The following is a 24503-nucleotide window of genomic DNA, read 5'->3' as shown; positions in this document are numbered from 1 at the left end:
GAAGCGGCTCCCCGGCCGCCCGTCGACTTTGCGCGTGTCGGGCCTTATTCGGACAGTCGGCACGCCTGCCTTGGACACGTGGGAATTGCCGTGCTTTTCGTGTCAGCGCTGTGTGCGGGTCCGTTGTGGAGGCCGTTTTTCACGGGCTGATACAATGTCGGTCTTTCCCCACGCTGCAGGAGTCACCCATGGATACCGCCCGCCTCAATCGTTTCATCAGCGGACTGTGGGATGAGGAAATCGTGCCGCAGCTGGTCGAATACATCCGCATTCCCAACAAGTCGCCCATGTTCGATCCCAAGTGGGTGGAGCACGGCTACATGGATGCCGCGGTGAAGCTGATGGAGACGTGGGCCCAGAGCAAGCTGTCGTCGCTGCCGGGTGCCAAGCTCGAAGTGGTGCGCCTGGAAGGTCGCACGCCGCTCATCTACATCGAAGTGCCGGGCAAGGGCGATGCCACCGTGGTGCTTTACGGTCACCTCGACAAGCAGCCGGAAATGACCGGCTGGGCCGAAGGCCTGGGCCCGTGGACGCCGGTGCTCAAGGGCGACAAGCTCTACGGCCGCGGCGGCGCGGACGATGGCTACGCCATCTTCGGTTCGCTCGCCGCGCTGCTGGCCCTGCATGAGCAGGGCGTGCCGCACGCGCGCTGCGTCATCCTTATCGAAGCCTGCGAAGAATCGGGCAGCTACGACCTGCCGTACTACGTGGATCACCTGGCCGACCGCATCGGCAATCCCTCGCTGGTCGTGTGCCTGGACTCCGGTTGCGGCAACTACGACCAGCTGTGGCTCACCACGTCGCTGCGCGGCATGACCGGCGGCGAGCTCACCGTGCAGGTGCTGGAAGAGGGCGTGCATTCGGGCGATGCGTCGGGCGTGGTGCCGTCGAGCTTCCGCATCCTGCGCGACTTGCTGAGCCGCCTGGAAGACCAGGAAACCGGCACGATCAAGCCGAAGGAGCTGTACGTCGACATTCCGCAGCAGCGCATCGACCAGGCCAAGAAGTCGGCTGACGTGCTGGGCACGGAGGTGTACAGCAAGTTCCCATTCGTGAAGGGCATGCACCCGGTCACCGAAGACCTGACCGAGCTCGTGCTCAACCGCACTTGGCGCCCGCAGCTGGCCGTGACCGGTGTCGACGGCATGCCGCCGCTGGAACGCGCCGGCAACGTGCTGCGTCCCAAGCCCTCGGTGAAGCTGCGCCTGCGCGTGCCGCCGACGCTCAACGGTGCCAAGGCCGGCCAGTTCCTGAAGGAGCTGCTGGAGAAGGACCCGCCGTACGGCGCCAAGGTCAGCTTCAAGCTGGAGAAGGACGGCAGCGGCTGGAACGCACCGCAGCTGTCGGCATGGCTGGAAGAAGCCGTGGCCAAGGCCTCCGAAACCTACTTCGGCGCACCGGCCGCCTACATGGGCGAGGGTGGCAGCATCCCGTTCATGGGCATGCTCGGCGAGAAATTCCCCAAGGCGCAGTTCCTCATCACCGGCGTGCTGGGCCCGCATTCCAATGCGCACGGCCCGAACGAGTTCCTGCACATCCCCACCGGCAAGAAGGTGTCGATGGTGGTCGCCGATGTGGTGGCCCGCCACTACGAACAGGGCGCCAAGGCCTGACATTGATCACCGCCCCGGCTTCGCGCCGGGGCGATGCGTTTGGGCGTGTGCCATCCATCGGGATCATGCCCGCGCGGTATCCAAAAGGTTTGCCGGCGATGACCGACGCTCCCAACCATTTTTCCTACCTTGCTGCGAACTGGGCGTCCGTCCGTTCTCGTGTGGATGCTGCCTGCCATGCGGCAGGGCGTGATCCGGACGAGGTGTCGATTCTTCCTGTCAGCAAGACCTTTGGTCCCGACGTGGTGCGCGTGGCCATGGCGCTTGGCCTGCATCGCTTCGGCGAGAACAAGGTGCAGGAAATCCGCAGCAAGTCAGAGGCGCTGGCGGGCGAGCGGATCGACTGGGTGGTGATCGGTCACCTGCAGACCAACAAGGCGAAGGACGTGGCACGGCTGGCCAGCGAAGTGCAGTCGCTGGATCGGCTTGAACTGGCCGACGCGTTGCAGCGTCGCCTGGACATCGAAGACCGCGTCATCGACGTGCTGATCGAGGTCAAGACCTCGCCGGAGGACAGCAAGCACGGACTGCCGCCGGAACAGCTGCCGGCCATCCTCGATGCCTTGCGTCCCTATGACCGCTTGCAGGTTCGGGGCTTGATGACCATGGCGGTGCAGTCGGATGACCCGGCGGCTGTGCGGGCCTGTTTCCGGCAGCTGCGTGAATTGCGTGATGCCGCCAAGGTGCAGGGCCATGATTTGCCGCGACTTTCCATGGGCATGAGTGGCGATTTCCCCCTCGCCATCGCCGAGGGAGCGACCGAGATCCGGGTCGGCACGGCCATTTTTGGTGTGAGGTAAGTCGCAAAACATACGGTACCGAATTGAATAATTAGTTCACTAATTGATCAATATGTAACCAATTTGACACAGTTTTCATTTGTAAATCAGTCGGTTATCACCTAAGCATAGGCCGTGCCAGTTTTCGAAACGACGGAGTTCAGTTAACCCCATCCGAACAAACGATCTAGATCCCTTTGCTAAGTTCACTCCACCATCACGGGGCCTCCACCTTCCGGTCGCCTAACTCTCGAACTGCAAAGGGATTTGTCCCACATGCCAACAAAGCGAATTTTCGCCGCTGCTGCGCTTGCTGGTGCACTGCTTACGTCCCTTCCGCTTTTCGCTGAACCGTTGACCGCCGCTCCGGCCGGTACGCCTTCCGCTTCCGTTACGCCGAACCTGATGGGCCAGCTGGCTGTGTTCTCGCCGGCCGCGATGCTCGCCCAGTCCGCCGCTCCCGCTCAGTCCGCCAAGACCGCCAAGGCCGCTGCCGGCACGTCGGCTGGTTGGGGCGACGACGAAGACGCCGATGGCGATGGCATGCCGGACGCAGGCGTGGCCAATGGTGCCGTGGCCTCCCTGGCCGCCGACACCTCGGACCTGCGCAAGACCCTGATCAGCATGGCCATGCAGCTGCGTGACATCCGTTACGTGCGCGGCGGCCGCGATCCCTCCACCGGTTTCGATTGCAGCGGCTTCGTCCGCTACGTGTTCGCCCATGCCGTGGGCCTGGATCTGCCGACCAACTCCGCGTCGCAGTTCCTGGCCGGCCTGAAGGTCGACCGCAGCGACATGAAGCCGGGCGACCTGGTTTTCTTCCGCACCGCGGGCAAGCGTGGCCAGGGCCGCGTTTCGCACGTGGGCATCTACATCGCCAACGGCCAGTTCATCCATTCGCCCTCGCGCGGCAAGACCGTGCGCGTAGACAGCCTGGACGAGTCGTACTGGGCACAGCGTTTCGCCGGCGCCAAGCGCCCGGGTGCGCTGGTCCGCAGCTGATTTGGACGTCACCGTCAGTCGAAGGCCGCCCTTGGGCGGCCTTTTTTTATGCGCGTGAATTCATGCGCGTGTCTCTGGGCGTTGCCGGGATCAGCTGCCAAGCTGCTGCAGCTCGTCCGACTCCACGATGCGCAAGCCACTTCCAGGCGCCTTGGCGAGGCGCCACATGGCGGTAGCCACGGTGCCTGCCTCGATGCCGCGCCAGCGACCGGGCAGCACGCGGGAGAAGGGTGCGGCGAGCAGTTCACCCATGCGTGGCTTGTGTCGTGCGCCCAGCAACAGTGACGGCCTCACGATGGTGAGGTGTGGCCATCCCTGCTTTTGCAGCGCCAGTTCCATTTCGCCTTTGGTGCGGTTGTAGAACAGCCGCGACGTGGCATCGGCGCCCAATGCGCTGATGACCATGTAGTGGCTCGCGCCCAGCGCGCGCGCGTGCTTGCCCAGCGATACGGGCAAGTCGTAGTCGACGATGCGAAACGCCTCGCGTGAGCCCGCCTGGCGAATGGTGGTACCCAGGCAGCAGATCACCGTGTCCGCCTGTCCGTGCAACTGCGCGATCAGATGACTGACCATGCCGACCGGGTTTTCCAGCTTGGGGTTCGGAGGCAGGGCGCGGCGGGTGGGAGCAAGCACGTGCGCAACGGCATCGTCCGCGAGCAGCAGCTCGAGGAGCTTTCCACCGGTCAGCCCGGTGGCACCGGCAAGCAGGACGTGGCGCGGCGCGGCGTTCATGGCGACATTCTAGGGTGTTGTCCGTTATTCCAGCGGAAGGGTTGCCTGTTGCGGGATGAACCCCATGTTGGGAAATCGTTTTTTGCGGAACCGAAGTCGATGTCGCTTTCCCCGTTGCTTGCCATGCCGGGCGTCCAGACGCCCGAAGCCGCCACCCGCGGCTATGTGTTCAACCACACCATGATCCGCGTGAAAGACCTGGCGCGCTCCCTGGACTTCTATACACGCGTGCTCGGTTTCACGCCTGTGCACCGGCAGGATTTTGCGGAGGCCGCGTTCACCATCGTCTACCTGGTGCTGGTGCCGGATCAAAGCGTGATCCCCGACGACGATGCCGCGCGCCTGTCGTGGGTGCTTGGCCAGCCGGGCGTGCTGGAACTGACGCACAACCACGGCACCGAGAACGACGAGGCGTTCCACTACCACCACGGCAACGCCGAGCCGCGCGGCTTTGGTCATCTGTGCGTGTCGGTGCCGAACGTGGAGGAAGCCTGCGCGCGTTTCGAGGCCATGGGCGTGACCTTCCAGAAGCGCCTGACCGACGGACGCATGAAGCAGATCGCCTTCATCCGCGATCCTGACGACTACTGGATCGAAATCCTGCAGCCGGCGTCCTTCATCGGCTGATAGCGCCGGGCGGGTAGCGGTTTCCATTGCCTTTCAGGTGTTTGGCGCCGCGCTGCCCATCCTTTGACCGTGGCGGCATGCCGCCGCTGCGGTTACGCTTGGCGGGATTGCTTCACGGAATTTCCCCGCCATGCCGTTCGACCTTCCCCCCGTCACGCGCAACCTGTTGATTGCCAACGTGGCGATCTTCCTGCTGCAGCAGGTGTTGGGCGATGTACTGATCGTGCATTTCGCGTTGTGGCCGTGGGGGCCGGATCAGGTGCAGCCGCTGCCCAGCGGTGAGCTGCTGTCCATCGGCTTTCGGCCCTGGCAGCTGGTGACGTACGCCTTCATGCATGGCAATACGCTGCATCTGTTCTCGAACATGCTGGCGCTCTTCATGTTTGGTGGCCCGATCGAGCGGGCCTTCGGTGCGCGCAACTTCACGCTCTATTACTTCGTCTGCCTGCTGGTGGCCGCGCTGGCACAGCTGGTGGTGGTGAACTGGTTCACCGGTGGCTTTTATCCGACGCTGGGTGCGTCAGGCGCGATCTTCGGCATCCTGCTGGCGTTCGGCATGTTGTTCCCGTACGAGAAGATGATGCTGATCTTTTTGCCGATTCCGATTTCGGCATGGATCTTCGTCACGCTCTACGCGTTGGCCGAGCTGTACATGGGCGTGACCGGCACGCAAGCGGGCATCGCGCACTTCGCGCATCTGGGCGGCATGCTCGGCGGTTTCCTTCTTATCCAGTACTGGCGGGGCAAATTCCCCATCAAGCCGCGGCGTCGCCTGCAGCTCTGACCGCCCCTCTCTTCGCCGGCAGTTTTCATGACCCAGCATCTTCAGCGCCGCCTTACGCCGCGGCATATCACCTTCATGGCGCTTGGCATGGCCATCGGCGCGGGCCTGTTCCTGGGTTCGGCCGATGCGATCAAGCTGGCGGGGCCTTCGGTGTTGTTCGCCTACATGGTGGGCGGCGTGATGATCTTCATCATCATGCGTGCGCTCGGCGAAATGACCGTGCGCGATCCCGTGGCGGGATCGTTCAGCGTGTACGCGCAGCGTTATCTCGGATCATTTGCCGGTTACGTCACGGGCTGGAATTACTGGCTGTTGATGGTGGGCGTCGGCATGGCGGAAGCCACCGCCGTGGGCGCCTACATGCATGAATGGTTTCCCGACTGGCCGCGCTGGATCTGGGTGCTGGGCAGCGTGGTGATGATCGGCGGACTCAACCTGCTCACCGTGAAGATCTACGGCGAGATGGAGTTCTGGTTCACGCTGGTAAAGGTGATCACCGTGCTGGCGATGATCGCAGGCGGCCTTGCCATCATCTATCTCGGTTGGGGCAATGGCGGACAACCGACGGGCCTGTCGAACCTGTGGTCGCACGGCGGCTGGTTTCCCCATGGCGTGATGGGCATGGTGCTCGCACTGCCGGGAGTGGTGTTTTCGTTCGGTGGCGTGGAAACCGTAGGCATTGCCGCCGGCGAAGCGGCGCAGCCGGAGCGCACCATTCCCCGTGCGGTGAACTCGGTGCTGTGGCGCATCCTGATTTTCTACGTGGGCGCCCTGTTCGTGATCATGGCGATCTATCCGTGGACGGGGCTGGGTGAGCACGGCAGCCCGTTCGTCACCACGTTCGCCAAGCTGGGTATTCCGCAAGCTGCTGGCCTGATCAACTTCGTGGTGATCACGGCGGCTCTCTCGGGTTTCAACTGCACCACCTTCAGCGGCAGTCGCATGCTCTACAGCCTGGCGTGCAAGGGACAGGCGCCTGCGGTGCTGGGCACGGTGAACGATCAGGGCGTGCCGGTGCGGGCGATCCTGGCGACGCTCGCGGTGTTGTTGCTCGCGGTGCTGCTTAACTATCTGCTGCCGGCCAAGGTGTTCGGCATGATGATGTCCATCCTCTCGTTCAACACGGTGTGGACGTGGACGATGGTGCTGCTCGCTCACTACAGCTTCCGCCGCCATTTGCGCGCCAAGGGAGAGGAGCCCACCGGTTTCCGCCTTCGCTGGTGGCCCTTCAGCGGCATCCTGTGCCTGCTGTTCTTCGCATTCGTGGTGGTCATGCTGGGCGTCAGCCCGGATACGCGCGTGGCGCTCTACGTGGGCGTGGCTTGGCTGCTGCTGTTGAGCGTGGCGTACAAGCTGTTTGACGTGCAGCACCACATGGTGCGCCGTGAAAGGCTGGCGGGCGACGCCGGTTGATGCAGGCGTGAAGCGGTAGCGCATCGTGCGCTACCGCTTGCCGCCATCATCGCAGCGCGAGGAAATCCGGACTCACCACGAAGCGCACGGCGTCCAGGCGCAGGCGAGCCCCGGGCAGCGCCTTCAGCAGGGCGGTGCGCTCGTCGGCAACCGTAGTGATTTCCGATTCGCTGATCGCCGGGTTCACTGCACGCAAGGCGAGCAGGCGTGCCAGTTCCGCATCGAGCGTGTCGGTGGCCTGCGCCACGGCCTCGTCGATGTACGCCTTCGAGCGCTCGCCGGCGATCGACTCGGCTTTCTCCAGCATCGGCGGTACCAGCTTGCCGAGGAACTTGCGGTAGCGCGCCACTTCGATGTTGCGGTCGGATGCCTTGCGCAACGCGATGTCGCTGGGACGGAAATCCGCACGTTCAGCAAGGCGCGTGTCGACCGTGACCACGATGGGCTGCGTGGGCAGGAAGCGCTCTGCATCCAGCTTGCGGTCCGCCACGCACTCGATCAGGAAGACGGCCTGCAGCAGCGCGCTGCGCGGCGGCAATACATCGTCCACCAGGAAGGCTGCATTGCCCTGTTCGTTGGATAGCGTAAGGTCGAGCGCGCCCATCACCATCGGATGATCCAGCCGCAGCAGCGGCAGGTCTTCGCGTGCCAATGCCACGTCGCGGGCGAAGGTGACGGACTGCGGGCCTTCGGCGAAGCCGGGCAGGGCATCGGTGGATAGATACTGCGGATCGAGCAGCAATACCTTGCCACCCAATTCTTCAGCATGGATGCCGAAGCGTTCGAGCAAGCCTTGAATGAAGGCGTCGCGGCTCGGGTCGTTGTCTTCGCGCGTGAACGCCTGCTGCAGCTCGTCAGCGTGCAGGTCGCGGCTGGCGGCGAGTTCGAGCAGGTGGTCGCGGCCATCGCGGATCAGCAGCGCCATTTCCTCGTGCGCGCCGCGCGTTTCCGCCAGAAGCACGTCCAGCTCCTGGTCGCGGTTGTCGTCGCCGCGCGCGTGTTCGTCGGCGAGACGGGCAAGCGCTTCGCCGAAGCGGCGCAGCAGTTCGCGGCCATCGGAAGGACTGGAGCGGAACGCATCCACGCCTTCGTCGTACCAGCGCGCCAGCACATGCTGCGCGCTGTCTTCAATGGCGAGCACGTGAATGCTGATGTCGTGCTTTTGCCCGATGCGATCGAGGCGGCCGATGCGCTGTTCGAGCAGATCCGGATCGAGAGGCAAGTCCCATAGCACCAGGCGATGCGCGAACTGGAAGTTGCGGCCTTCCGAACCAATTTCCGAACACAGCAGCAGGCGGGCGCCATCGGGCTGCGCAAAATACGCAGCGTTGCGGTCGCGCTGCACGATGCCCAGGCCTTCGTGGAAACGAGCCAGGCCCACGCCGCTGCGCGTGCGCAGCGCTTCTTCCAGCGCGAGCACCTTGGCCTGGCTGCGGCAGATCAGCAGGAACTTGTCCTGCGGATGCGCCTCAAGCAGGGTGATCAGGGCGTCGATGCGCGGGTCGTTGCTGTAATCGATCTCAACCGCCGGTGGCGGCTGCTGGATATCGCTATGGAATTCGGCGAGCAAGGCCTGGCGGGCGTCGTCGCTCAAGGTGTCCTTGTCCAGGAGGTGCCACACCGGCACACGCTTGGGAAACCCGCCAATGCTCGCGCGACGATTGCGGAACATGGCGCGGCCCGTGCCATGGCGATCGATCAGCGCAGCGATGATCTCGCGCGCGTTCTCCGGCTTGGTGGTGTCGGCCAGGCGTGCGAGCAGCGCGTCGTCACCCGCGAAGGCCACGCGCAGCATGGAAAGCTGCGCATCGTCGAGCGCCTGGTTTTCAAGCAGGCGGTCAGCGACTTTCGAAAGGCTGTGGAAGGTATCCGACTCGGACAGATAGACGTCCAGATCGTGATAGCGCTGCGGATCGAGCAGGCGCAGTCGCGCGAAGTGACCGCTGCGACCCAGCTGTTCGGGCGTCGCCGTCAGCAGGATCACGCCTGGCGTCGCCGCGGCGAGCTGGTCCACCAGCGTGTAGCGCGGGCTGGCCGCTTCGGGCGTCCAGGCCAGGTGGTGCGCTTCATCCACTACCAGCAGGTCCCAGCTGGCTTCCAGCAACTGTGCGGCGCGCTTGGGCGACTGTTCGAGGAAGGTGAAGTCGGCAATGACCAACTGCTCGTCTTCAAAGGGGTTGGCGCCATCGCCCGATTGCTCCAACGCTTCGCAGCGCTCTTCGTCATAGATGGCGAAGCTGAGGTTGAAGCGGCGCAGCAGTTCCACGAACCACTGGTAGACCAGGGTGTCCGGCAGCAGCAGCAGCACGCGTCCGGCGCGGCCCGTGGCGAGCTGGCGGGCAATGATCATGCCGGCCTCGATGGTCTTGCCCAGACCCACCTCGTCCGCGAGCAGCACGCGGGGAGGGCGGCGCGAGGAGGCAATGCCAGCCACGCGCAGCTGGTGCGGCACCAGGCCAATGCGGGAGGCACCCAGGCCCCACGCGGGCGACCGGCGCGCCTCGGCGCGACGCTTCAGGCCTTCCAGGCGCAGCTCGAAGTGGGAGGCCGGATCGGTGCGGCCGCCGATCAGGCGGTCGTCCGCCTGGCTCACGCTCTGTTCGTCGTCGAGCTGGCCTTCTTCCAGCTCGCGGCCTTCGCCGCGGTAGATCAGCAGCTCTTCACGTACTTCCACCCGCTCGACCAGGAACGCAATGCCCTTGCCGGCCACGCGTTGGCCGGGGCGGAATTCGGCACGTACCAGCGGCGCAGAGTCCACCGCATAAGGGCGCAGCACGCCAGCCTTGGCGAATAGCACCTGCACGCCACGCCCTTCGACGCGAAGCACAGTGCCCAGGCCGAGCTCGGGCTCGGCGGTGGAGATCCAACGTTGACCAGGAACGAACATCATGGGCCGTGACTAATTGCGGGGCCGTGGATTATCCGCCCTGAGACGTCGATTGGCCATGACGGATGCCGGGCGACCAGCCTTTGGCCTGCCATTTCCCAGGCATGTCGACCGGATTTGGCAGGGCAAACGGCTGTGATGGCCATCACTGAATCCACCCGGATCGGCGCCGCCTATCGGCAATTTTCCGCCATCTGTCGGGGTGTTAGCTGACACCAAGAATCGTTGGGCTAGATTTGACAACAGGGTGTAGGGGGAATTTATGCGGATCAGGGCGCATCAGCGAGGCGACTCGCTCATCGAAGTATTGGTCGCGATCGTGATCTTCAGCATTGGCGTGCTGGGTGTGGCGCTCATGCAGCTGAAGGGCATGCAGTACACCAAGCAGTCCGGCTCGCGCACGACGGCCATCCAGCAGGCCCGTTCCCTGGCGGATGCCATGCGGGCCAATCCGGATGGTGTCTACGGCGTGCAGTCCGAATCGGCCATCGGTGCACTCAACGGCAATTTGTCCGGCAGTTATTACCTCTACGACGGCACCACGGCGCCGGATCCCTCGTCATGCAGCGGCAACGTGGCCTGCGTGCAGGCCAAGACCGACCTGAAGAACTGGCTGGCCATGCTCAATGCCGCCACGGTGACGCCCAACGGGGGATCGGCGGCGCGCGCAGTCGTGTCGGTGAACGCAAACACGGGCGCATTGACCATTGCGACAAGCTGGAACGGGATCGTCCCCGACACCAGCGGCAACACGACCGACGACAAGTATCAATTCGACTATCAGCCCCTCGCACCTCAGCACTGACCTGGTGGGTTTCACGATGCGCCAATCTTCGAGCCGCGGCCGTCAGCCCGGTTTCTCACTGATCGAACTGATGGTGACCCTTGTACTGGGCACGCTCGTCGTGGCGGGCATGGTAAGCCTGTTCATATCGAGCAAGCAGTCGTTTCAAGTGCAGTCCGGCGACAACTACGTCGACCAGAACATGAGCTTCGCCACCCAGCGCCTCGGCTGGGTGTTGCGCATGTCGGACTTCTGGGGTGGAAATTCGATCAACGCCAACAATCTCACGGTGAATTCGACCGCGAGCTCCGCAATCACGGCACTCGGCAAGTGCAACGGCGTCTGGGCAACCGCGGTGAATCCCGCAACGACGGGCGGTGGCGGTGTGTTTGGTTACGACGGTGCGGCCAGCTTTCCGCTGGACGCCACCTGCATTGGCGGCTCGGCCAACTACGTACCGCAGACGCCGGTACTGGTGGTTCGTTATGCCGATCCCCAGATGTTGCCGCCGGGTCCGGCCATCTCGGGTTTTGCGCCTGCCGAATCCAGCACCATCAGTGGCAACCCGAACGAAGTATTCGTGTTGAGCGTGCCGGCTTCATCTGCGCAGCTGTTCGCGGGAACACCACCGTCCACGTCCATTCCCGGCCTCCATCGTTATGCCTATCCGTACCACGTGGACATGTATTACCTGCAGCCCTGCGACGTGTACGCCAGCGGCAGCACGTGTTCGGCCAGCGCTGACAACGGCATGCCGTTGCCCACGTTGATGAGGCTGTCGCTGCAGACGGATGGAACGTTCAGTGCGCAGCCCGTGGTGGATGGCATCGAGCAGATGAACTTCGAATATGGCGTGGTGACCGATACGTCGGGTGCGCAGCAGACGCCCACCTATGAGTCGGCCACCACTGTCACGTCGTCCAATCAGTGGAACCAGGTGATTGCCGTGCGCGTCTCCCTGGTCGCGGTGAATCCCAGTCGCGATCTGAAGGTGCCGCATGGTCAAACCATCACGCTCGGCACGTTGAACGCGTGCACGTACACGATCAACGTCGGGAGCGCGCCCACCACCACCGCGTGCTCCGGCATTACGCCGTATGGCGACAAGCCTTGGCAGTTCACGCGTGTGACGCAGTCGTTCGTGGTGCAGCTACGCAATCCGGCCAGGAGTTAAGTCATGCGAGAACTTGTTCGCACAAATGCAGGCACACCTCCGGGCAATCGCGGTACGGCCGTCCGCCAACAGGGTGTCGCGCTGTTCATGGGCCTGGTCTTGCTGCTGGTGCTCACGCTCGTCGCGCTGGTAGCCATGCGCGGCACGCTGCTGGGCATGCGCTTGACCTCGTCGACGGCACAGCATGAATTGGCGTTCGAATCATCCGAGGCAGCCCGAGTAATTCCGGAGGCCGTGCTGGGCGCGTATGCGTACTACCACGGTTGGCCCCAAAAGTGGGGTGGCACAATTCCGGATGCGCAGTACCAATTGACGGATACGTTTCTGAACCAGCCCACCTGGCTCACGCTGCTGACGCCGAGCGGTTCCACGGGTCTGCAGAAGTCTTGTAACGGCGCACTGGCGAATTTCATTCTCAATGTGCCGTGCATCAGTGGGCAGACGGACGCCTACAACTACACGCCTTCACAGTGGCCAGCCACGTTCGTGTTGAACACCTGCCTCAACGGGCAGGCGACCTGCGGCTCCAGTGCGCAGGCAACGAACAGCGTGGCCATCGTGCGCGATGGCGTGGCAACCAATGTCGGTTCGGGTGCGGCGGCCCAGCAGGGCTACGCCAGCATCGGTGTGGGCAACGCCCGAGGTGGCGCGTTGTTGATGCTGCAAATCAAAAGCACGTCGACGGTGCCGGGTGGTGGCAAGGCCACCACCGTCGCGCAGTACCGCGTCAATATTGTGAATTGAGGAACCTCGCGTGACTAAGCCCGGATTCTCCCTGCGTAAATGGTTGCTGGTGCTGCCTATCGCGCTGCTCAGCGCGTTGGCGGTATGGACGGTGGGTGCAGCGACGAGCGGGACAACGCCCACTGGCGCGATCTCGTCGATCATCAATGCCAACTTCACGATGCAGAATTACACGGCCTATCCGGCCGGCATCAACTCGCTCAGCGCGCCGGATGTGCCGCCCATCATCATGCTGGTGATGTCACGCGACGAGCAGTTGTTCAATAGAGCGTATTCCGATTACACGGACCTCAATAACGACGGTACCGTCGATTCGACGTATCTCGATACGTTTACCTATAACGGATACTTCGATCCGACCATCTGTTATTCGTACGGCACCATGCCAGCCGGCGGCAAGGGCTTTTACGGCGCCACGAATGTGCTGTCGGGTGGCCACAAGTGCACCACGGGCAACAACTATTGGAGCGGAAACTTCCTCAACTGGCTCTCCATGAGCCGACTCGACATCGTGCGCTGGACGCTCTACGGCGGCACGCGCCAGGTGGATACCACCACCGCCACCGTGCTGGAGCGCGCCGAGATTCCGGTGGACCTGCATTCGTGGGCCAAGGTGTATAGCGGATCGGACATCGCCAGCCTCACGCCGTACTCGTCCACCACCACTTTCTGCAACACGTCAGGAACACCGAACGTCAGCACCGGTAACATGACGGCTGCCAGCTCGAGCAGCAACAACGTGAGCAGCACGGGCAAGTGGACGGCCGCGACGACAACCACGTCGGGCGTCGGAAGCACGCCGTACATTCGCGCCGCCGCTGGCGCATGGAACGACTGGGCGTCCAACGCCAAGATCCAGTGCACCAATACGTATACTGGCGACAGCAGCGCCATGGCAAAGCCCACCAGCAGCACGACCATCACCGATTACGTGGCGCGTGTGCAGGTGTGTCAAGCGACCACCGGCACGTCCACCACGCCGGTGGAGTCGATCTGCGTGACTCAGCCCAATGGCACCTCGAAGCCCGAGGGACTGCTGCAGAAATACAGCAAGGGCGACGCCTACGAAAAGCACTTTGGCCTGGTGACGGCCTCTTCGGTGAAGGCGCGAGGGCCGGGTCAGTTGCGGCGCAATGTAGGCATGCTTGCCGGTAACGGCGGCAATACCAACTACTGCCAGGTGGATTCCGCGGGTGCGGGCGGCGACGACGAGTTCAACAGCAATACGGGTCAGTTCTGCTACAAGACGCAGACCGCCACGCCCACCGAAGGCATCGTTTACTCGATCGATCGTTTCCAGATTGCCGGCTACCAGTACGAGACGTCGGGTTCCAACGCCAGTGCGTACGACTACGGTGACTCCCCGTCGACGACGGGCTGCTACGGTCCCAGCGCTCCCTGGGGCGCGCGTGGCTATCAGCTGCTGGGGACGAGTGGCGCCACGCTATGTCCGGATTTTGGCAATCCCATTGCGCTGGTTTACGCCACGGCACTGCAGTACCTCCAAGGCCAGTCGACGCCTTCAACGGCGGACAGCAGCGGGTCGCTACCCAATCCTGCGTGGGTGGACCCTTATGGCACGCCGACAAACTCGTCGACCCAGCGAAATGCCGAGTGCGCAGCCTGCTCTATCGTGGTGATCAGCAGCGGCCTCAATACCTTCGATGGTCCGAGCGTGCAGACGATCCCCACGGTCAACAACATGAGCAGCCTTTCCTCGCTCATGAGCACGATCCAGACGGATGAGAAGCTTGGTGGCAACTATCTGCTCTCCGTCAATACCGGCACCACAACCCTCACGGCAGGCAACCAGAACTCCAGCGACGTTGCGACCTGTACCAAGGCGTCATTTACCAACCTCAGTTCGCTGGTGGGTATCTGCAATGGTGCGCCGGGACAACAGGGTGGCTATCTCTTTGCGGGCCTAAGCCTGGGAGCGTGGAATGCTTCGGGTAGCAATCCCATTCGCACCGACAGCAACGTCGTAGCCAATTTCCAGATCAAGACGTATGGCGTTGCCCTGTCGGACAACTTGCCCTCGTTCAACATTCCCGTGGGAAGCGGTTCCATCACGCTGTCGCCGAGCTGCCGCGCCGACCCCGAAAGCTCCGGCAATTTCACGACCTGCTTCCTGGGCAACGTGCAGATCGGTGCGCAGTACATCTATAACCTGGGTTCGACGAAAGTCACCGGGTTCAATACCTATGGCCTGGTGCCCTCCACGGGCTACACCGGCGTGGGCAGCTATTACTTCGTCTGGGAAGATTCGCAGTACGGCTCGGACCATGACGACGACGCAAACAACGTCATTTCCTACTGCGTCGGTCCCACCAACTGCGCTCAGCCGTCCACGGTGAATACGGCCAAGAATGCGGTCGCCATTTGCGATCCCGTGGTCTACAAGGGCGTGGTCTCGAGCGCTATTTCCAACACGATTTACGGTGGCGTCTGCAATACCAATGGCACGCTGGCCGTCACGGTGGGTGCCAACGACGTACTGATCCGCAACCAGGTAGTGGCCTACAGTTCGCAGGCCATGTACATCGGTTACAACGTTAGCGGCACGACCAACGACGGTCTCAATGAGACCAAGATCACCTACGGCGGCGGCACGACGAGTGCTGCCCAGAACGGCGCCGTGTTCAACTGCAACCTGCTGGGCGGCTCCGCTGGCGCGGACTGCAAGAGCGCGCCGGTGGTGTTGCAGTTCACGGCGAGCAGCACGGCCCCGGTGGCACCGCTGCAGACGCCGCTGTGGTACGGCGCGAAATACAGTGGGTTTACCGGTACGGCACCCTCGTCGACCGGGGGCGATCCGGCCAACTATTTCTTTGCCCGCAACGCTGGCCAGTTGAAGACGCAGCTGGATTCGGTCTTCCAGTCCATTACGTCACTGGCCGCCAACAACTTCGGCAATGCCACCACGCCTTCGTCGAGCAACGACGTGCAGGGCAACGGCCTGGCGTACCAGGTCCAGTACTTCATGCAGCGCAACGGCATCAACTGGACCGGTGACCTGCTGGCGCTGTGGACGGATTCGAGCGGCTATCAGCGCGAAGGCAAGGTGAGCGGCACGGGTAACGAGGAGCTGGATGCCAGCTCGGACTACATCGTCAACGGCCCGGACAAATCGCAGGGCGCACTGCCTGGCGCCATGGCGCAGTGGCGATGCTCGGTGGCCCCGGTGGCGACCGGCTCGACCAATTTCGATCCGTCGGCCAGCAGCTCCTGTTCGCAGGTCAGCATCTCCAATCCGATCATTCCCGCGTGGGATGCTGGCACGCTGCTCAACGCGTACTACGATCCGACGACGTCGTCGGGCACCACGGCGATCAGCAATCTTTCGATACAGCGTGACTACACTTCCGATTCCGGCAGTGGCTCGGAAATTGGTCGCCGCTATATCTTCACCTACCTGCCACCGGCGGGATCGGGCTCCACGGCGTGGGCACCCAACGGCAGCACGGGCACGGGCACGATCGCCAACGGCGTACAGACCGACTTCGTGTGGAACGACGCCAGCTGCTCCGCTTCGGGTGTCTATACGCCGGGTACAACAGCGGGTTTCTGCGGTACATACGACACCACCAAGAAGGTGCGTTCGGGTAACTACAGCCTGCTCAACGAACAAAGCCCGGCGCTGGCCAAGGAGCTGGTGAACTGGGTGCGCGGTGTGGAATCGACGGATTACCGCAGCCGTACCACGGTGGCCAGCAGTGGTTCCAACACGTTCCGTCTTGGCGACATCATCGACTCGTCGCCGATGATCGTCGGCACGCCCGCCGAGTCGTACGACACGCTCTACAACAGCGCAAGCTATGGCGCGTTCCGCCTCAACTACACCAACCGTCGCCAGATGGTCTATGTGGGCGGCAACGACGGCATGCTGCATGCGTTCAACGGTGGCTTCTACGTGCCGGCGCAGACGGCGGCGACCGTGGGTGGTTCATCGACCGGTACGGCCGACCCCACCGTGTACCGCCAGTTGCCGAGTTCGCTGAATCTGACCACGGGCAACAGCACGATTCCGTCGGGCAACAACTGGACGCTGGGCCAGGAAGTCTGGGCGTTCATCCCGAGCAATCTGCTGCCACATTTGCGCTGGGCTGCGGACAAGAACTACACCCACGTGTTTTATGTGGACGGTTCGCCGGTGGCGAGCGATGTGCAGCTGTGGACCGGTGGAACCAGTGCGACGTGCCTGGCAGGCCAGGCTGCCTCATCGGATATCGATTCGTCCGGTCACGTCTGCGGCTGGGGCACGGTGATCGTGGTGCCCTTCCGCCTTGGCGGTGGTTACATCCAGATCGATTCGGTGGGAAGCGGCACTGCTGCTAACTATCAAACCTCCAATCCGGCGTATGTCGTGCTGGACGTAACGGACCCTGAGCGGGTGCCGACGGTGCTGGGTGAGATCACCACGGCCAGCTACAACTCGACGACGTCCGCTTACACCACGGGCACGTTCACGACCTCGGCGCCCTCGTTTGTGGCACATCGTGAAACCGATGGCGCGTTGCACTTCCTGCTCGCCATTGGCACCGGCCCGGGCGACGATGGCGGCCCGATTCCGAGCACCAATTCCACGGGCATTCCCAACAATGTCCTTTGGTGCAACACCAGCCAGACGGCGGGCAACAAGGTGGTGCAGGCGCCGTGCTCGGGATCGCTCGGTGTATCGATGTACGACCTCAAGCAGCTGGTCGCCAATAACAGCACCCCGGTGAAGACTTTCACCGGTCCTGCGGCGAGTTTCGCCGGCGATATGGTGGCCTCCGATTTCAACCTGAATTTCAGCGATGAAGCGGTCTATTTCGGTGTGGTAACCAACCCGACGACTGGCACGGTCAGCGGCACCTATACGGACACCACGCCGTTCTCCGGTGGTCTGTACAAGATCGACATGAACACGGGCGCATTGACCCTCAACGGGCAGCCCAGCACGGCGGACGTCAGTGACCCGAGCACGTGGAAGATCACGCAAATCATTTCGCTGAGCCAACCCGTCACGATCCGGCCAACGCTGGCTACGGACAGCTCCGGCCGACCGATGATCTACTTCGGTACGGGTCGTTCGTACACGCAGGACGACAACAGTGGCAACTCGCTGCAGGGCACACAACAGCAGTACATCTACGGCATCACTGACCTGAGTCTGCTGACCAGCATGCCGGCGACCTGTCAGAAGCTGCCCATCGCTACGAGCTCGTTGTTCAATGCCTCCACCACGACGTTGGGCACTACGGGAACCATTACCGTAGGTACGGGTAGTGGGCTGGCGAACTCGTCAGGTGTGACCGACATCAACGCACTCGCCAATGCGTTGTCCTCGACGGACACCACGGCAACGGATGCCAACTACCAGTGCTATCTGTACGACGGTTGGATGTATCAGTTGACGGCCGGCGTGATAGGTACCGGTACGAATGCCAATGCGGCCCAGCCGTCCGAGCGCGTGGTGAGCAGTCAGGTGCTTTATGACCAGATTCTGTTGACGCCCACTTACATTCCGCCGGGCGCTGCAGCCATCGCAGCTGCCAATTCCAGCGTGTGTAACCCGATCCCGGTACCGGGTACCAGCAACCTGTACGGTATGGATTACCTCACCGGTACAGCAAGCTCCGGCATGCTTTCGTCCTTCGGATCCAGCGGTGGCTTCGTGCTGACCAAGGTGTCGCTGGGTAGCGGCCTGGCATCGTCGCCCATCCTGCATACGGGCAACGGCACGGTGTCGGCGGCGTTTGGCTTGAGTGGCGGTACGACACTGCAGAACGTCAGCGGTATGACCAACCCCAACAACGCCGAGATTTCCTGGCGTGAACCGGTGAGCAACTAATGAAAACGACCCACGCATCCACCCGAGGCTTCACGCTGATGGAGCTGTTGGTCACCGTGGTGATCCTGGCCATTCTTTCGGCGATAGCCATGCCTGCCTATTGGCAGTACGTGGTGAAGGGGCGGCGCACCACGGCGACCAGTACGCTGCAGGATATCGCCGCACGGGAGGAAAGCTATTTCTTCTCGAACAACGCCTACACCACGACGTCCAGTGCGTTGGGCGTAAGTTCGACTGCCGGCGCGCCCTTTTACTCGGTGACCGTGGCGTCAGCCAGTTCGACGGCATTCACGGTCACCGCAACCCCCATCGGTACCCAGGCCAAGGATACGACCTGCACGCAGATCTCTATCAATCAGGCAGGCCAGCAGATGGCACAGCCTGCGGGCAACGCCACTACCTGCTGGGGTTCCCAGTGATTGCTGGATGACTGACATGACAGATCAGCACATGCGTTTGGCTTCATTGCGCAAGCATCACGAGCAGGGCTTTTCCCTGATTGAGCTGGTTGCGGCAATGGTCATCGCCACGATTCTCATGGCGTTCGCCGTGCCGGCCATGCATTCGTATATCCAGAACAATCGCGTGGTGTCGCAGACCAATGGCCTGCTTGCCGATTTGGCGTATGCCCGCGGCCAAGCCGTGGCTACGCATAACTACGTTTCGATCTGCCCGCTGGCCACCGCCGGTGGCAGCACCTGCGACACATCAGATGGAAGCTACGCCCAAGGTTGGATGGTGTACACCACCACGGCGCTCGCTACGAACTTCGACAGCACGACGGGAACAGTGTTGCGCGTGCAGGCAGCGCCCACCACGACAACGGTCACCGCGTCGTCCAAAGGCATTTTGACGTACGACTCGCAGGGGCAGCTTTGGTCGCCGGGTCAAAATTCGCCGACGGCCATGAGCTTTACGGTATGCGCGCAATCCAGCGGAACGAGTACCAGCCCTATCGTGGGAACCATCTTGAACGTGACGGGCTCCGGGCGCGCAGTTTCCACGGGTGTCCAGAATTCGATCTGCGGTTGAGCCACCTGAAGTAATCACTGCCGTTTGGCCGTGACGGCCGCGTGCTGCCGTCAGGCCTCCGACCACTGCCTCAAAAGGTTGTGGTACACGCCCGTCAATTGCAGCACCGCCTGCGCGTCGGCACCGGTGCGGTTCAGTGCCTGGATGGAGGCATCGAGTTCAAACAGCAGGCGGCGTTGGGCGTCGTCGCGGACCAGGCTTTGCACCCAGAAGAACGCGGCGATGCGCGCACCGCGTGTCACCGGGGTCACGCGATGCAGGCTGCTGGAGGGGTAGATGATGGCGTCGCCGGCGGGCAGTTTCACTTCGTGCTCGCCGTAGGTATCGCTGATGATCAGTTCGCCGCCGTCGTATTCCTCGGGTTCGGCGAGAAACAGCGTGCATGAGATGTCGGTGCGCATGTGCCCACCGCCGGGCAGCGCCATCACGGCACCGTCGACGTGGAAACCGTATTGACCGCCACCTTCGTAGCGATTGAATCGCGGCGGCAGCGTGCGCAGGGGAAGCGTGGCGGCGTGGTAAAGCGGATGGCGCGAAAGCGCGGCGAGCACGACATGGCCCAGTTCCACGCGCAGCGGCGAGGCATCAGGCAACTGCAGGTTGCGCTTGACGCTGGCGCCTTGCGACCCGACGGTTTCGCGGCCGTCGGTCCATGTGGCGTTGTCGAGCGAGGTACGGATGGAGGCGAGCTGTTCCGGGTCGAGAACGTTGGGAATGTGCAGAAGCATAAGTTTCCTCGACCGTGCGGATGGCGACATGCGAACACCGGATTCCGGCACGAAGCCGAAACCCGGTGCGCCCTCGCGATCAGAAGCGGACGTTGGCGGTGATCATCGCCGAGCGCGGGGTACCTGGCGTGTAACGGTAACCGCTCTTGTTGATGGCCGCGACATAGTCCTTGTCGAACAGGTTGTACAGGTTGAGGCGCAGGTCGAAGTTCTTGTTGATGGGGTAGGACGCGAACGCGTCGAACACCCAGTAGGCCTTCGTGTACGCCGGCGTGCCGATGGCGCTGTCGGTACCGCGCTGCATTTCACCGTTGTAACGCGCGCCGCCGCCGATGGTCAGGTTGAACGGCAGCAGGTAGCTGGTCCAGCTGGTGAACGCTTTCTTCGGCGTGTAGGCGAGGTCGGAGGAACCGTCTTCCGCCACGGCCGTGCCGGAAAGCACGCTGGCATTCATGGTGGTGAAGCCTGCGCTCACCGCCCAGTTCTCGGTGATCTTGCCCACGGCGCTCAGCTCCACGCCCTGCACGCGCTTCTTGCCGATCTGGTAGTAGAGCAGGGTGACCGGGTCCTGCACGAGGTCGTTGCTTACCGTGGTCTGGTACAGCGCGCCGGTAAGCAGAAGCTTCTCGTCCATCAGCTCCCACTTGGTGCCGATTTCATACGTGCGTGCACGCTCCGGCTCCAGGTTCGGGTTGTCCAGGCTGTTGGTGGAGCTGGACAGCGTGAGCGTGTTGCCACCCGGCGGCTCGGCCGACACGGCGTAGTTCACGTAGAACGAGCCGTACGGCACCGGCTTGTAAAGCACGCCGAGCTTCCAGTTCCACAGGTTGTCACCCGTGGTGGTGGTCAGGCCCTGCACCACGGAACCGGTGGGCAGCGTGCCGCACGCCGGGCCACTGCGGCCACCGCAGGCCACGGTACTGGAGTAGTCGGTGTCGTAGTGGTCCATGCGAACGCCGGCATTCACTTGCCACTTGTCGCCGAACTTCAGCGTGTCGAACACATAGGCAGAAGCGGTATCCGTCTGGCCGTCCGTGTAGGCGCCGTTCTGACCGTAGACCAGGCCCGTGACGTTCCAGTTCGGGTCATACAGATTCGCCGCCGGCCAGGTTGTGCCATTCATGGCCACGATGCCGATGGTGGTGGCCTTCTCCTGCGTCAGCTCGATGCCGGTGGACAGGTTGTGCGTGATGGTGCCGGTCTCGAAGTTCCAGGTCAGGTTGGCCTGGTCGGTGAGGATGCGGTTCGACTGGTGCTTGAACGTCGGGTTGCTGCGCGCGATGGTCCACGTCGACGGATCGGTCGGGTTCGGCGTCAGCAGGTTCGCGGCGCTGCCCATGAACGAGGTGAGCAGGTAATCCTCGAACGTGCGGCCCCAGCGCAGCGTGTTGTGGAACGCCATCTGTTCGTTGAAATCGTGCTCAAGGCGCACGGTGAACATGTCGGCGGTGACATGGTCATGATCGGCCGTGGTGCCGTAGAAGTTGGACGAATCCACTTCCGGCGCATCGGTAAGGAACGGACGCTTCGGATCGGGGCTGGTGTAGCCGGGCAGGCCGATGGTGGGCACGCCACCGTCAGGCACGTTGTTCTGCTTGATGTGCATGTAGTCGATGTACACGCGCGTGGGCGTGCCAAGACCAAACGCGAATTCCGGTGCCACGCCCCAGCGGTTGTTTTCCACCTTGTCGCGGCCGGGTACGCCGAAGTCCTGGCCCATCACGTTGAGGCGGAATGCGCTGGTAGCGCTTACCGTCTGGTTCCAGTCGGCGGTGACGCGGCGCTGGTCGGCGCTGCCGTAGGAGAGCGAGGCACTCACGCCGTTGCCCAGCTCCGGCTGCTTGCTCACCATGTTCACGGCGCCGGTGGGCGCGGTGCGGCCGTTGTCGGTGCTGGCCGGACCCTTGATCACTTCCACCGATTCGGTGTTGAACACGTCGCGCGAAATGGTGCCCAGGTCGCGCACGCCGTCGACGAAGATGCTGCCCGACGTATCGAAGCCGCGCATGTAGATCGCGTCACCGGTGGACGTGGTGCCGTTCTCGCCGACGTAGAAGGTGCCCACGCCCGGGCTGTTGCGCAGCGCTTCGGTCAGCGTGGTGGCGCCCTGCTGCAGGAACAGGTCCTTGCTGATCACGTTGACGGTCTGCGTCGTGTCCAGGATCGGCTGCGTGTACTTGGACGACTGCAGGTTGTCGACCTTGTAGTCGCTCACTGCGGAGGCTTCCACCTGCACGCCAGGCAGATTCTTGGTGGACGTGGTCGTGCTCGGGTTCGTGTTGGTGGTGTCAGCCGGCGAGTCGGCAGCAAGCGCCGGTTGTGTCAGCGCCAGGCCCGTCATGAGGGTGGCGGTGGCGGCGCTCAGCGCGTTGCGGGTAACAGAGTGCTTTCGACTCGTGATGTAGGCCATGGGGAAGCTCGTCGTAAGAATGTGGACCCGTCAGCCGGAGCTGACAGGGCGGATCGACGAGTTGCGGCGGCGGACGTCGATCACGGCAGGGTTCCAACTGATTGATTTGAAACGTTGCTGCCTGATCGGGTGGTCCATCAGCTGCAAGAACCCGCCGGCACGCATTCAGTAAATGTTATTGGTAATGAGAATGAGTTGCAATTGATTTGAGGGGTTTTGGCTCCGACCTTCGTAGGGAAGAGCGAACGGCGGCGTCTGGGTTAGCCTCTGCGCCTTGGTCTTGCGGAGAAGAAAGCGATGCGAACCCTGGTGATTGGCGCAGGTGCCACGGGCGGCTATTTCGGCGGGCGTTTGCTGGAAAGCGGCCAGGATGTGACCTTCCTTGTGCGCGAGAAGCGCGCAGCACAACTTGCCGAACACGGCCTGGTGATACGCAGCAGCTTTGGTGACGCCGCGTTGCCGCATCCGCCGACGGTGCAGGCGCACGAACTGCGCGAGACGTTCGATCTCGTGCTGCTGAGCTGCAAGGCGTATCACCTGCCACAGGTGATCGAAGACATGGCACCGGCGGTAGGGCCGAACACGGTCATCCTGCCCGTGCTCAACGGCATGCGGCATCTGGATCTGCTCGATGCGCGCTTCGGTGCGGAACGCGTGCTCGGCGGTCAGTGCGTGATCGCGGCGACGCTGGACGCGCAAGGCATCGTGCGACATCTCAACCAATCGCATAGCGTGACGTTCGGCGAGCGAGACGGCTCACGATCGGAGCGCGTCGAGCGGATTCTTGAAGCGATGTCGAAAGCGATATTCGAGCCCCGCCTGAGCACGACCATCCTGCAGGACATGTGGGACAAGTGGGTTTTCCTGGCATCGCTGGCAAGCATCACCTGCCTGATGCGCGCGCCGGTAGGCGACATCATGGCCGCCACGGGTGGCGAGCAGGCCACGCTGCAGCTGCTTGACGATTGCCGACGCGTCGCCGCACATAACAGGCACGAACCGAGCGATGCCGTGATGGCGCGCGCACGCGGCGTGCTGACTGAAAAAGGTTCGGCGTTGAGTGCATCGATGATGCGCGACCTGGAGCAGGGCAGCCCCATCGAGGCGGATCACATCGTGGGCGATTTGCTGGCGCGTTCCGATGCGCCGCCGAATGAGCTGACGATGCTTCGCACGGCGTATGCGCATCTGAAGGCCTACGAGGCCCGTCGCTCGCGCGGCAAATAAAGAACGCACATCGTTCGATGTGGGAGCGCACCCTGTGCGCGACAGCCTTTCGCCTCGGTAGTCAGCTCACGGTCGCGCACAAGTGCGCTCCTACAATCGGCTTGGGTTGTGTAGGAGCGCACTTGTGCGCGACCGCAGACGTAAAGGGCAGCGCTCCATCAGGGGTGTCGCGCACAGGGTGCGCTCCCACAACAAGACAAGGGCCCCTTGTCGACTGGGCTCATCGTGCGAAATGCCGCCTCTGCCCATTTGCGGTGTAGAGGAGGGCTGCGGCGTTCGCGTGGCTCACGAACGGCGCGCCAGTTTCATGTGGGAGCGCACCCTGTGCGCGACAGCCTTTCGCCTCGGTAGTCAGCCCACGGTTGCGCACAAGTGCGCTCCTACAATCGTCCCGGGTTGTGTGGGAGCGCACTAGTGCGCGACCGCAGCCCCGAGGCCTCCGCTCCGTCAGGTTGTCGCGCACAGGGTGCGCTCCCACAACAAGCCTCGCTATCGACGGTGCTCACCATGCGGTGTGCCGCCTGTGCGCATCTGGCAGTGAAGGAAAGGCGGTGTGGCGTTTGCGCTGCAAATAAGGCCGCGTCCAACACTGAGCGCGCCAGTTCGATGTGGGAGCGCACCCTGTGCGCGACAGACTTTCGCCTCGGTAGTCAGCCCACGGTCGCGCACAAGTGCGCTCCTACAATCGGCTTGGGTTGTGTAGGAGCGCACTTGCTGGCTCTTATACCCAT

The 24503-nt window shown here is 62.9% G+C and carries 17 protein-coding genes; 13 read left to right on the top strand and 4 right to left on the bottom strand.

Features of this window, described 5'->3' with window-relative positions; translation table 11 throughout:
• The first annotated feature begins 188 nt into the window (after nt 1-188).
• The 3 genes from DK366_RS06850 (at nt 189) to DK366_RS06840 (ending at nt 3394) form a co-directional block, all read left to right on the top strand.
• Complete coding sequence (locus DK366_RS06850; protein WP_109124804.1) at nt 189-1613, top strand: M20 family metallopeptidase; 1425 nt, start codon at nt 189-191, stop codon at nt 1611-1613.
• Nucleotides 1614-1711: 98 nt separating this feature from the next.
• Complete coding sequence (locus tag DK366_RS06845; protein ID WP_109124803.1) at nt 1712-2413, top strand: YggS family pyridoxal phosphate-dependent enzyme; 702 nt, start codon at nt 1712-1714, stop codon at nt 2411-2413.
• A 255-nt stretch (nt 2414-2668) separates the two neighbouring features.
• Nucleotides 2669-3394 (top strand): C40 family peptidase, encoded by a 726-nt coding sequence (locus DK366_RS06840; protein ID WP_109124802.1) that lies wholly within the window; start codon nt 2669-2671, stop codon nt 3392-3394.
• A gap of 90 nt (nt 3395-3484) precedes the next feature.
• On the opposite strand, the gene DK366_RS06835 is transcribed toward DK366_RS06840, so the two are convergent.
• Nucleotides 3485-4126 carry an NAD(P)H-binding protein gene (locus DK366_RS06835; RefSeq protein ID WP_109124801.1) on the bottom strand — a complete coding sequence of 214 codons (642 nt, stop codon included), beginning with the start codon at nt 4124-4126 and terminating at the stop codon, nt 3485-3487.
• 99 nt (nt 4127-4225) lie between these two features.
• Between DK366_RS06835 and gloA the strand changes: the two genes are divergently transcribed.
• The 3 genes from gloA to DK366_RS06820 all read left to right on the top strand — a co-directional run bounded on the left by gloA (nt 4226) and on the right by DK366_RS06820 (nt 6950).
• Nucleotides 4226-4753 (top strand): lactoylglutathione lyase, encoded by a 528-nt coding sequence (gene gloA / locus DK366_RS06830; protein WP_109124800.1) that lies wholly within the window; start codon nt 4226-4228, stop codon nt 4751-4753.
• 130 nt (nt 4754-4883) lie between these two features.
• Nucleotides 4884-5537, top strand: a complete 654-nt coding sequence (locus DK366_RS06825) for a rhomboid family intramembrane serine protease (RefSeq protein WP_109124799.1) — start codon at nt 4884-4886, stop codon at nt 5535-5537.
• Between the two features lie 27 nt (nt 5538-5564).
• The gene (locus DK366_RS06820; protein WP_109124798.1) at nt 5565-6950 is read left to right on the top strand and encodes an amino acid permease; all 1386 of its coding nucleotides are present in this window, start codon (nt 5565-5567) and stop codon (nt 6948-6950) included.
• A 46-nt stretch (nt 6951-6996) separates the two neighbouring features.
• On the opposite strand, the gene rapA is transcribed toward DK366_RS06820, so the two are convergent.
• Complete coding sequence (gene rapA / locus DK366_RS06815; protein WP_109124926.1) at nt 6997-9837, bottom strand: RNA polymerase-associated protein RapA; 2841 nt, start codon at nt 9835-9837, stop codon at nt 6997-6999.
• 262 nt (nt 9838-10099) lie between these two features.
• On the opposite strand from rapA, the gene pilV reads away from it, so the two are divergent.
• Genes pilV through DK366_RS06785 form a run of 6 tightly spaced genes read left to right on the top strand, consistent with a single transcriptional unit; the run spans nt 10100 to nt 19407 of the window.
• A complete protein-coding gene (gene pilV / locus DK366_RS06810; RefSeq protein WP_109124797.1) occupies nt 10100-10642 on the top strand; it encodes a type IV pilus modification protein PilV in 543 nt (180 codons plus the stop codon).
• A gap of 16 nt (nt 10643-10658) precedes the next feature.
• Nucleotides 10659-11795 (top strand): PilW family protein, encoded by a 1137-nt coding sequence (locus tag DK366_RS06805; RefSeq protein WP_109124796.1) that lies wholly within the window; start codon nt 10659-10661, stop codon nt 11793-11795.
• 3 nt (nt 11796-11798) lie between these two features.
• Nucleotides 11799-12539 (top strand): PilX N-terminal domain-containing pilus assembly protein, encoded by a 741-nt coding sequence (locus tag DK366_RS06800; protein WP_109124795.1) that lies wholly within the window; start codon nt 11799-11801, stop codon nt 12537-12539.
• A gap of 10 nt (nt 12540-12549) precedes the next feature.
• Nucleotides 12550-18375 (top strand): hypothetical protein, encoded by a 5826-nt coding sequence (locus DK366_RS06795; RefSeq protein ID WP_157956465.1) that lies wholly within the window; start codon nt 12550-12552, stop codon nt 18373-18375.
• Entirely contained in the window at nt 18375-18794 is a 420-nt protein-coding gene (locus DK366_RS06790; RefSeq protein WP_109124793.1) for a type IV pilin protein, read from the top strand. Before DK366_RS06795 ends, DK366_RS06790 begins: the two co-directional genes overlap by 1 nt.
• 16 nt (nt 18795-18810) lie before the next feature.
• Nucleotides 18811-19407, top strand: a complete 597-nt coding sequence (locus tag DK366_RS06785; protein ID WP_198651461.1) for a GspH/FimT family pseudopilin — start codon at nt 18811-18813, stop codon at nt 19405-19407.
• A gap of 50 nt (nt 19408-19457) precedes the next feature.
• Here DK366_RS06785 and DK366_RS06780 read toward each other — a convergent pair whose 3' ends face one another.
• Both DK366_RS06780 and DK366_RS06775 read right to left on the bottom strand, forming a co-directional pair.
• Nucleotides 19458-20135: a Fe2+-dependent dioxygenase gene (locus DK366_RS06780; RefSeq protein ID WP_109124791.1), complete on the bottom strand. Its 678-nt coding sequence runs from the start codon at nt 20133-20135 to the stop codon at nt 19458-19460.
• Nucleotides 20136-20214: 79 nt separating this feature from the next.
• Nucleotides 20215-22545, bottom strand: coding sequence for a catecholate siderophore receptor Fiu (locus tag DK366_RS06775; protein ID WP_109124790.1), 2331 nt, complete (start codon nt 22543-22545; stop codon nt 20215-20217).
• Nucleotides 22546-22842: 297 nt separating this feature from the next.
• Between DK366_RS06775 and panE the strand changes: the two genes are divergently transcribed.
• Nucleotides 22843-23772, top strand: a complete 930-nt coding sequence (panE, locus tag DK366_RS06770) for a 2-dehydropantoate 2-reductase (protein WP_109124789.1) — start codon at nt 22843-22845, stop codon at nt 23770-23772.
• The last annotated feature ends 731 nt before the right edge of the window (nt 23773-24503 follow it).

This window comes from Dyella sp. C11, assembly GCF_003121485.1.
Classification (GTDB): Bacteria; Pseudomonadota; Gammaproteobacteria; order Xanthomonadales; family Rhodanobacteraceae; genus Dyella.
This window is presented reverse-complemented; position numbering and strand designations above follow the sequence as displayed.

Excerpts from the sequence above, each read along its gene's own strand:
- DK366_RS06835 (WP_109124801.1), bottom strand. The coding sequence starts at position 4,126 with ATGAACGCCGCGCCGCGCCACGTCCTGCTTGCCGGTGCCACCGGGCTG.
- DK366_RS06790 (WP_109124793.1), top strand. The coding sequence starts at position 18,375 with ATGAAAACGACCCACGCATCCACCCGAGGCTTCACGCTGATGGAGCTG.
- DK366_RS06785 (WP_198651461.1), top strand. The coding sequence starts at position 18,811 with ATGACAGATCAGCACATGCGTTTGGCTTCATTGCGCAAGCATCACGAG.
- DK366_RS06825 (WP_109124799.1), top strand. The coding sequence starts at position 4,884 with ATGCCGTTCGACCTTCCCCCCGTCACGCGCAACCTGTTGATTGCCAAC.
- DK366_RS06780 (WP_109124791.1), bottom strand. The coding sequence starts at position 20,135 with ATGCTTCTGCACATTCCCAACGTTCTCGACCCGGAACAGCTCGCCTCC.
- DK366_RS06820 (WP_109124798.1), top strand. The coding sequence starts at position 5,565 with ATGACCCAGCATCTTCAGCGCCGCCTTACGCCGCGGCATATCACCTTC.
- panE (WP_109124789.1), top strand. The coding sequence starts at position 22,843 with ATGCGAACCCTGGTGATTGGCGCAGGTGCCACGGGCGGCTATTTCGGC.
- DK366_RS06805 (WP_109124796.1), top strand. The coding sequence starts at position 10,659 with ATGCGCCAATCTTCGAGCCGCGGCCGTCAGCCCGGTTTCTCACTGATC.
- gloA (WP_109124800.1), top strand. The coding sequence starts at position 4,226 with ATGTCGCTTTCCCCGTTGCTTGCCATGCCGGGCGTCCAGACGCCCGAA.
- pilV (WP_109124797.1), top strand. The coding sequence starts at position 10,100 with ATGCGGATCAGGGCGCATCAGCGAGGCGACTCGCTCATCGAAGTATTG.
- DK366_RS06775 (WP_109124790.1), bottom strand. The coding sequence starts at position 22,545 with ATGGCCTACATCACGAGTCGAAAGCACTCTGTTACCCGCAACGCGCTG.
- DK366_RS06850 (WP_109124804.1), top strand. The coding sequence starts at position 189 with ATGGATACCGCCCGCCTCAATCGTTTCATCAGCGGACTGTGGGATGAG.
- DK366_RS06840 (WP_109124802.1), top strand. The coding sequence starts at position 2,669 with ATGCCAACAAAGCGAATTTTCGCCGCTGCTGCGCTTGCTGGTGCACTG.
- DK366_RS06845 (WP_109124803.1), top strand. The coding sequence starts at position 1,712 with ATGACCGACGCTCCCAACCATTTTTCCTACCTTGCTGCGAACTGGGCG.
- DK366_RS06800 (WP_109124795.1), top strand. The coding sequence starts at position 11,799 with ATGCGAGAACTTGTTCGCACAAATGCAGGCACACCTCCGGGCAATCGC.
- rapA (WP_109124926.1), bottom strand. The coding sequence starts at position 9,837 with ATGTTCGTTCCTGGTCAACGTTGGATCTCCACCGCCGAGCCCGAGCTC.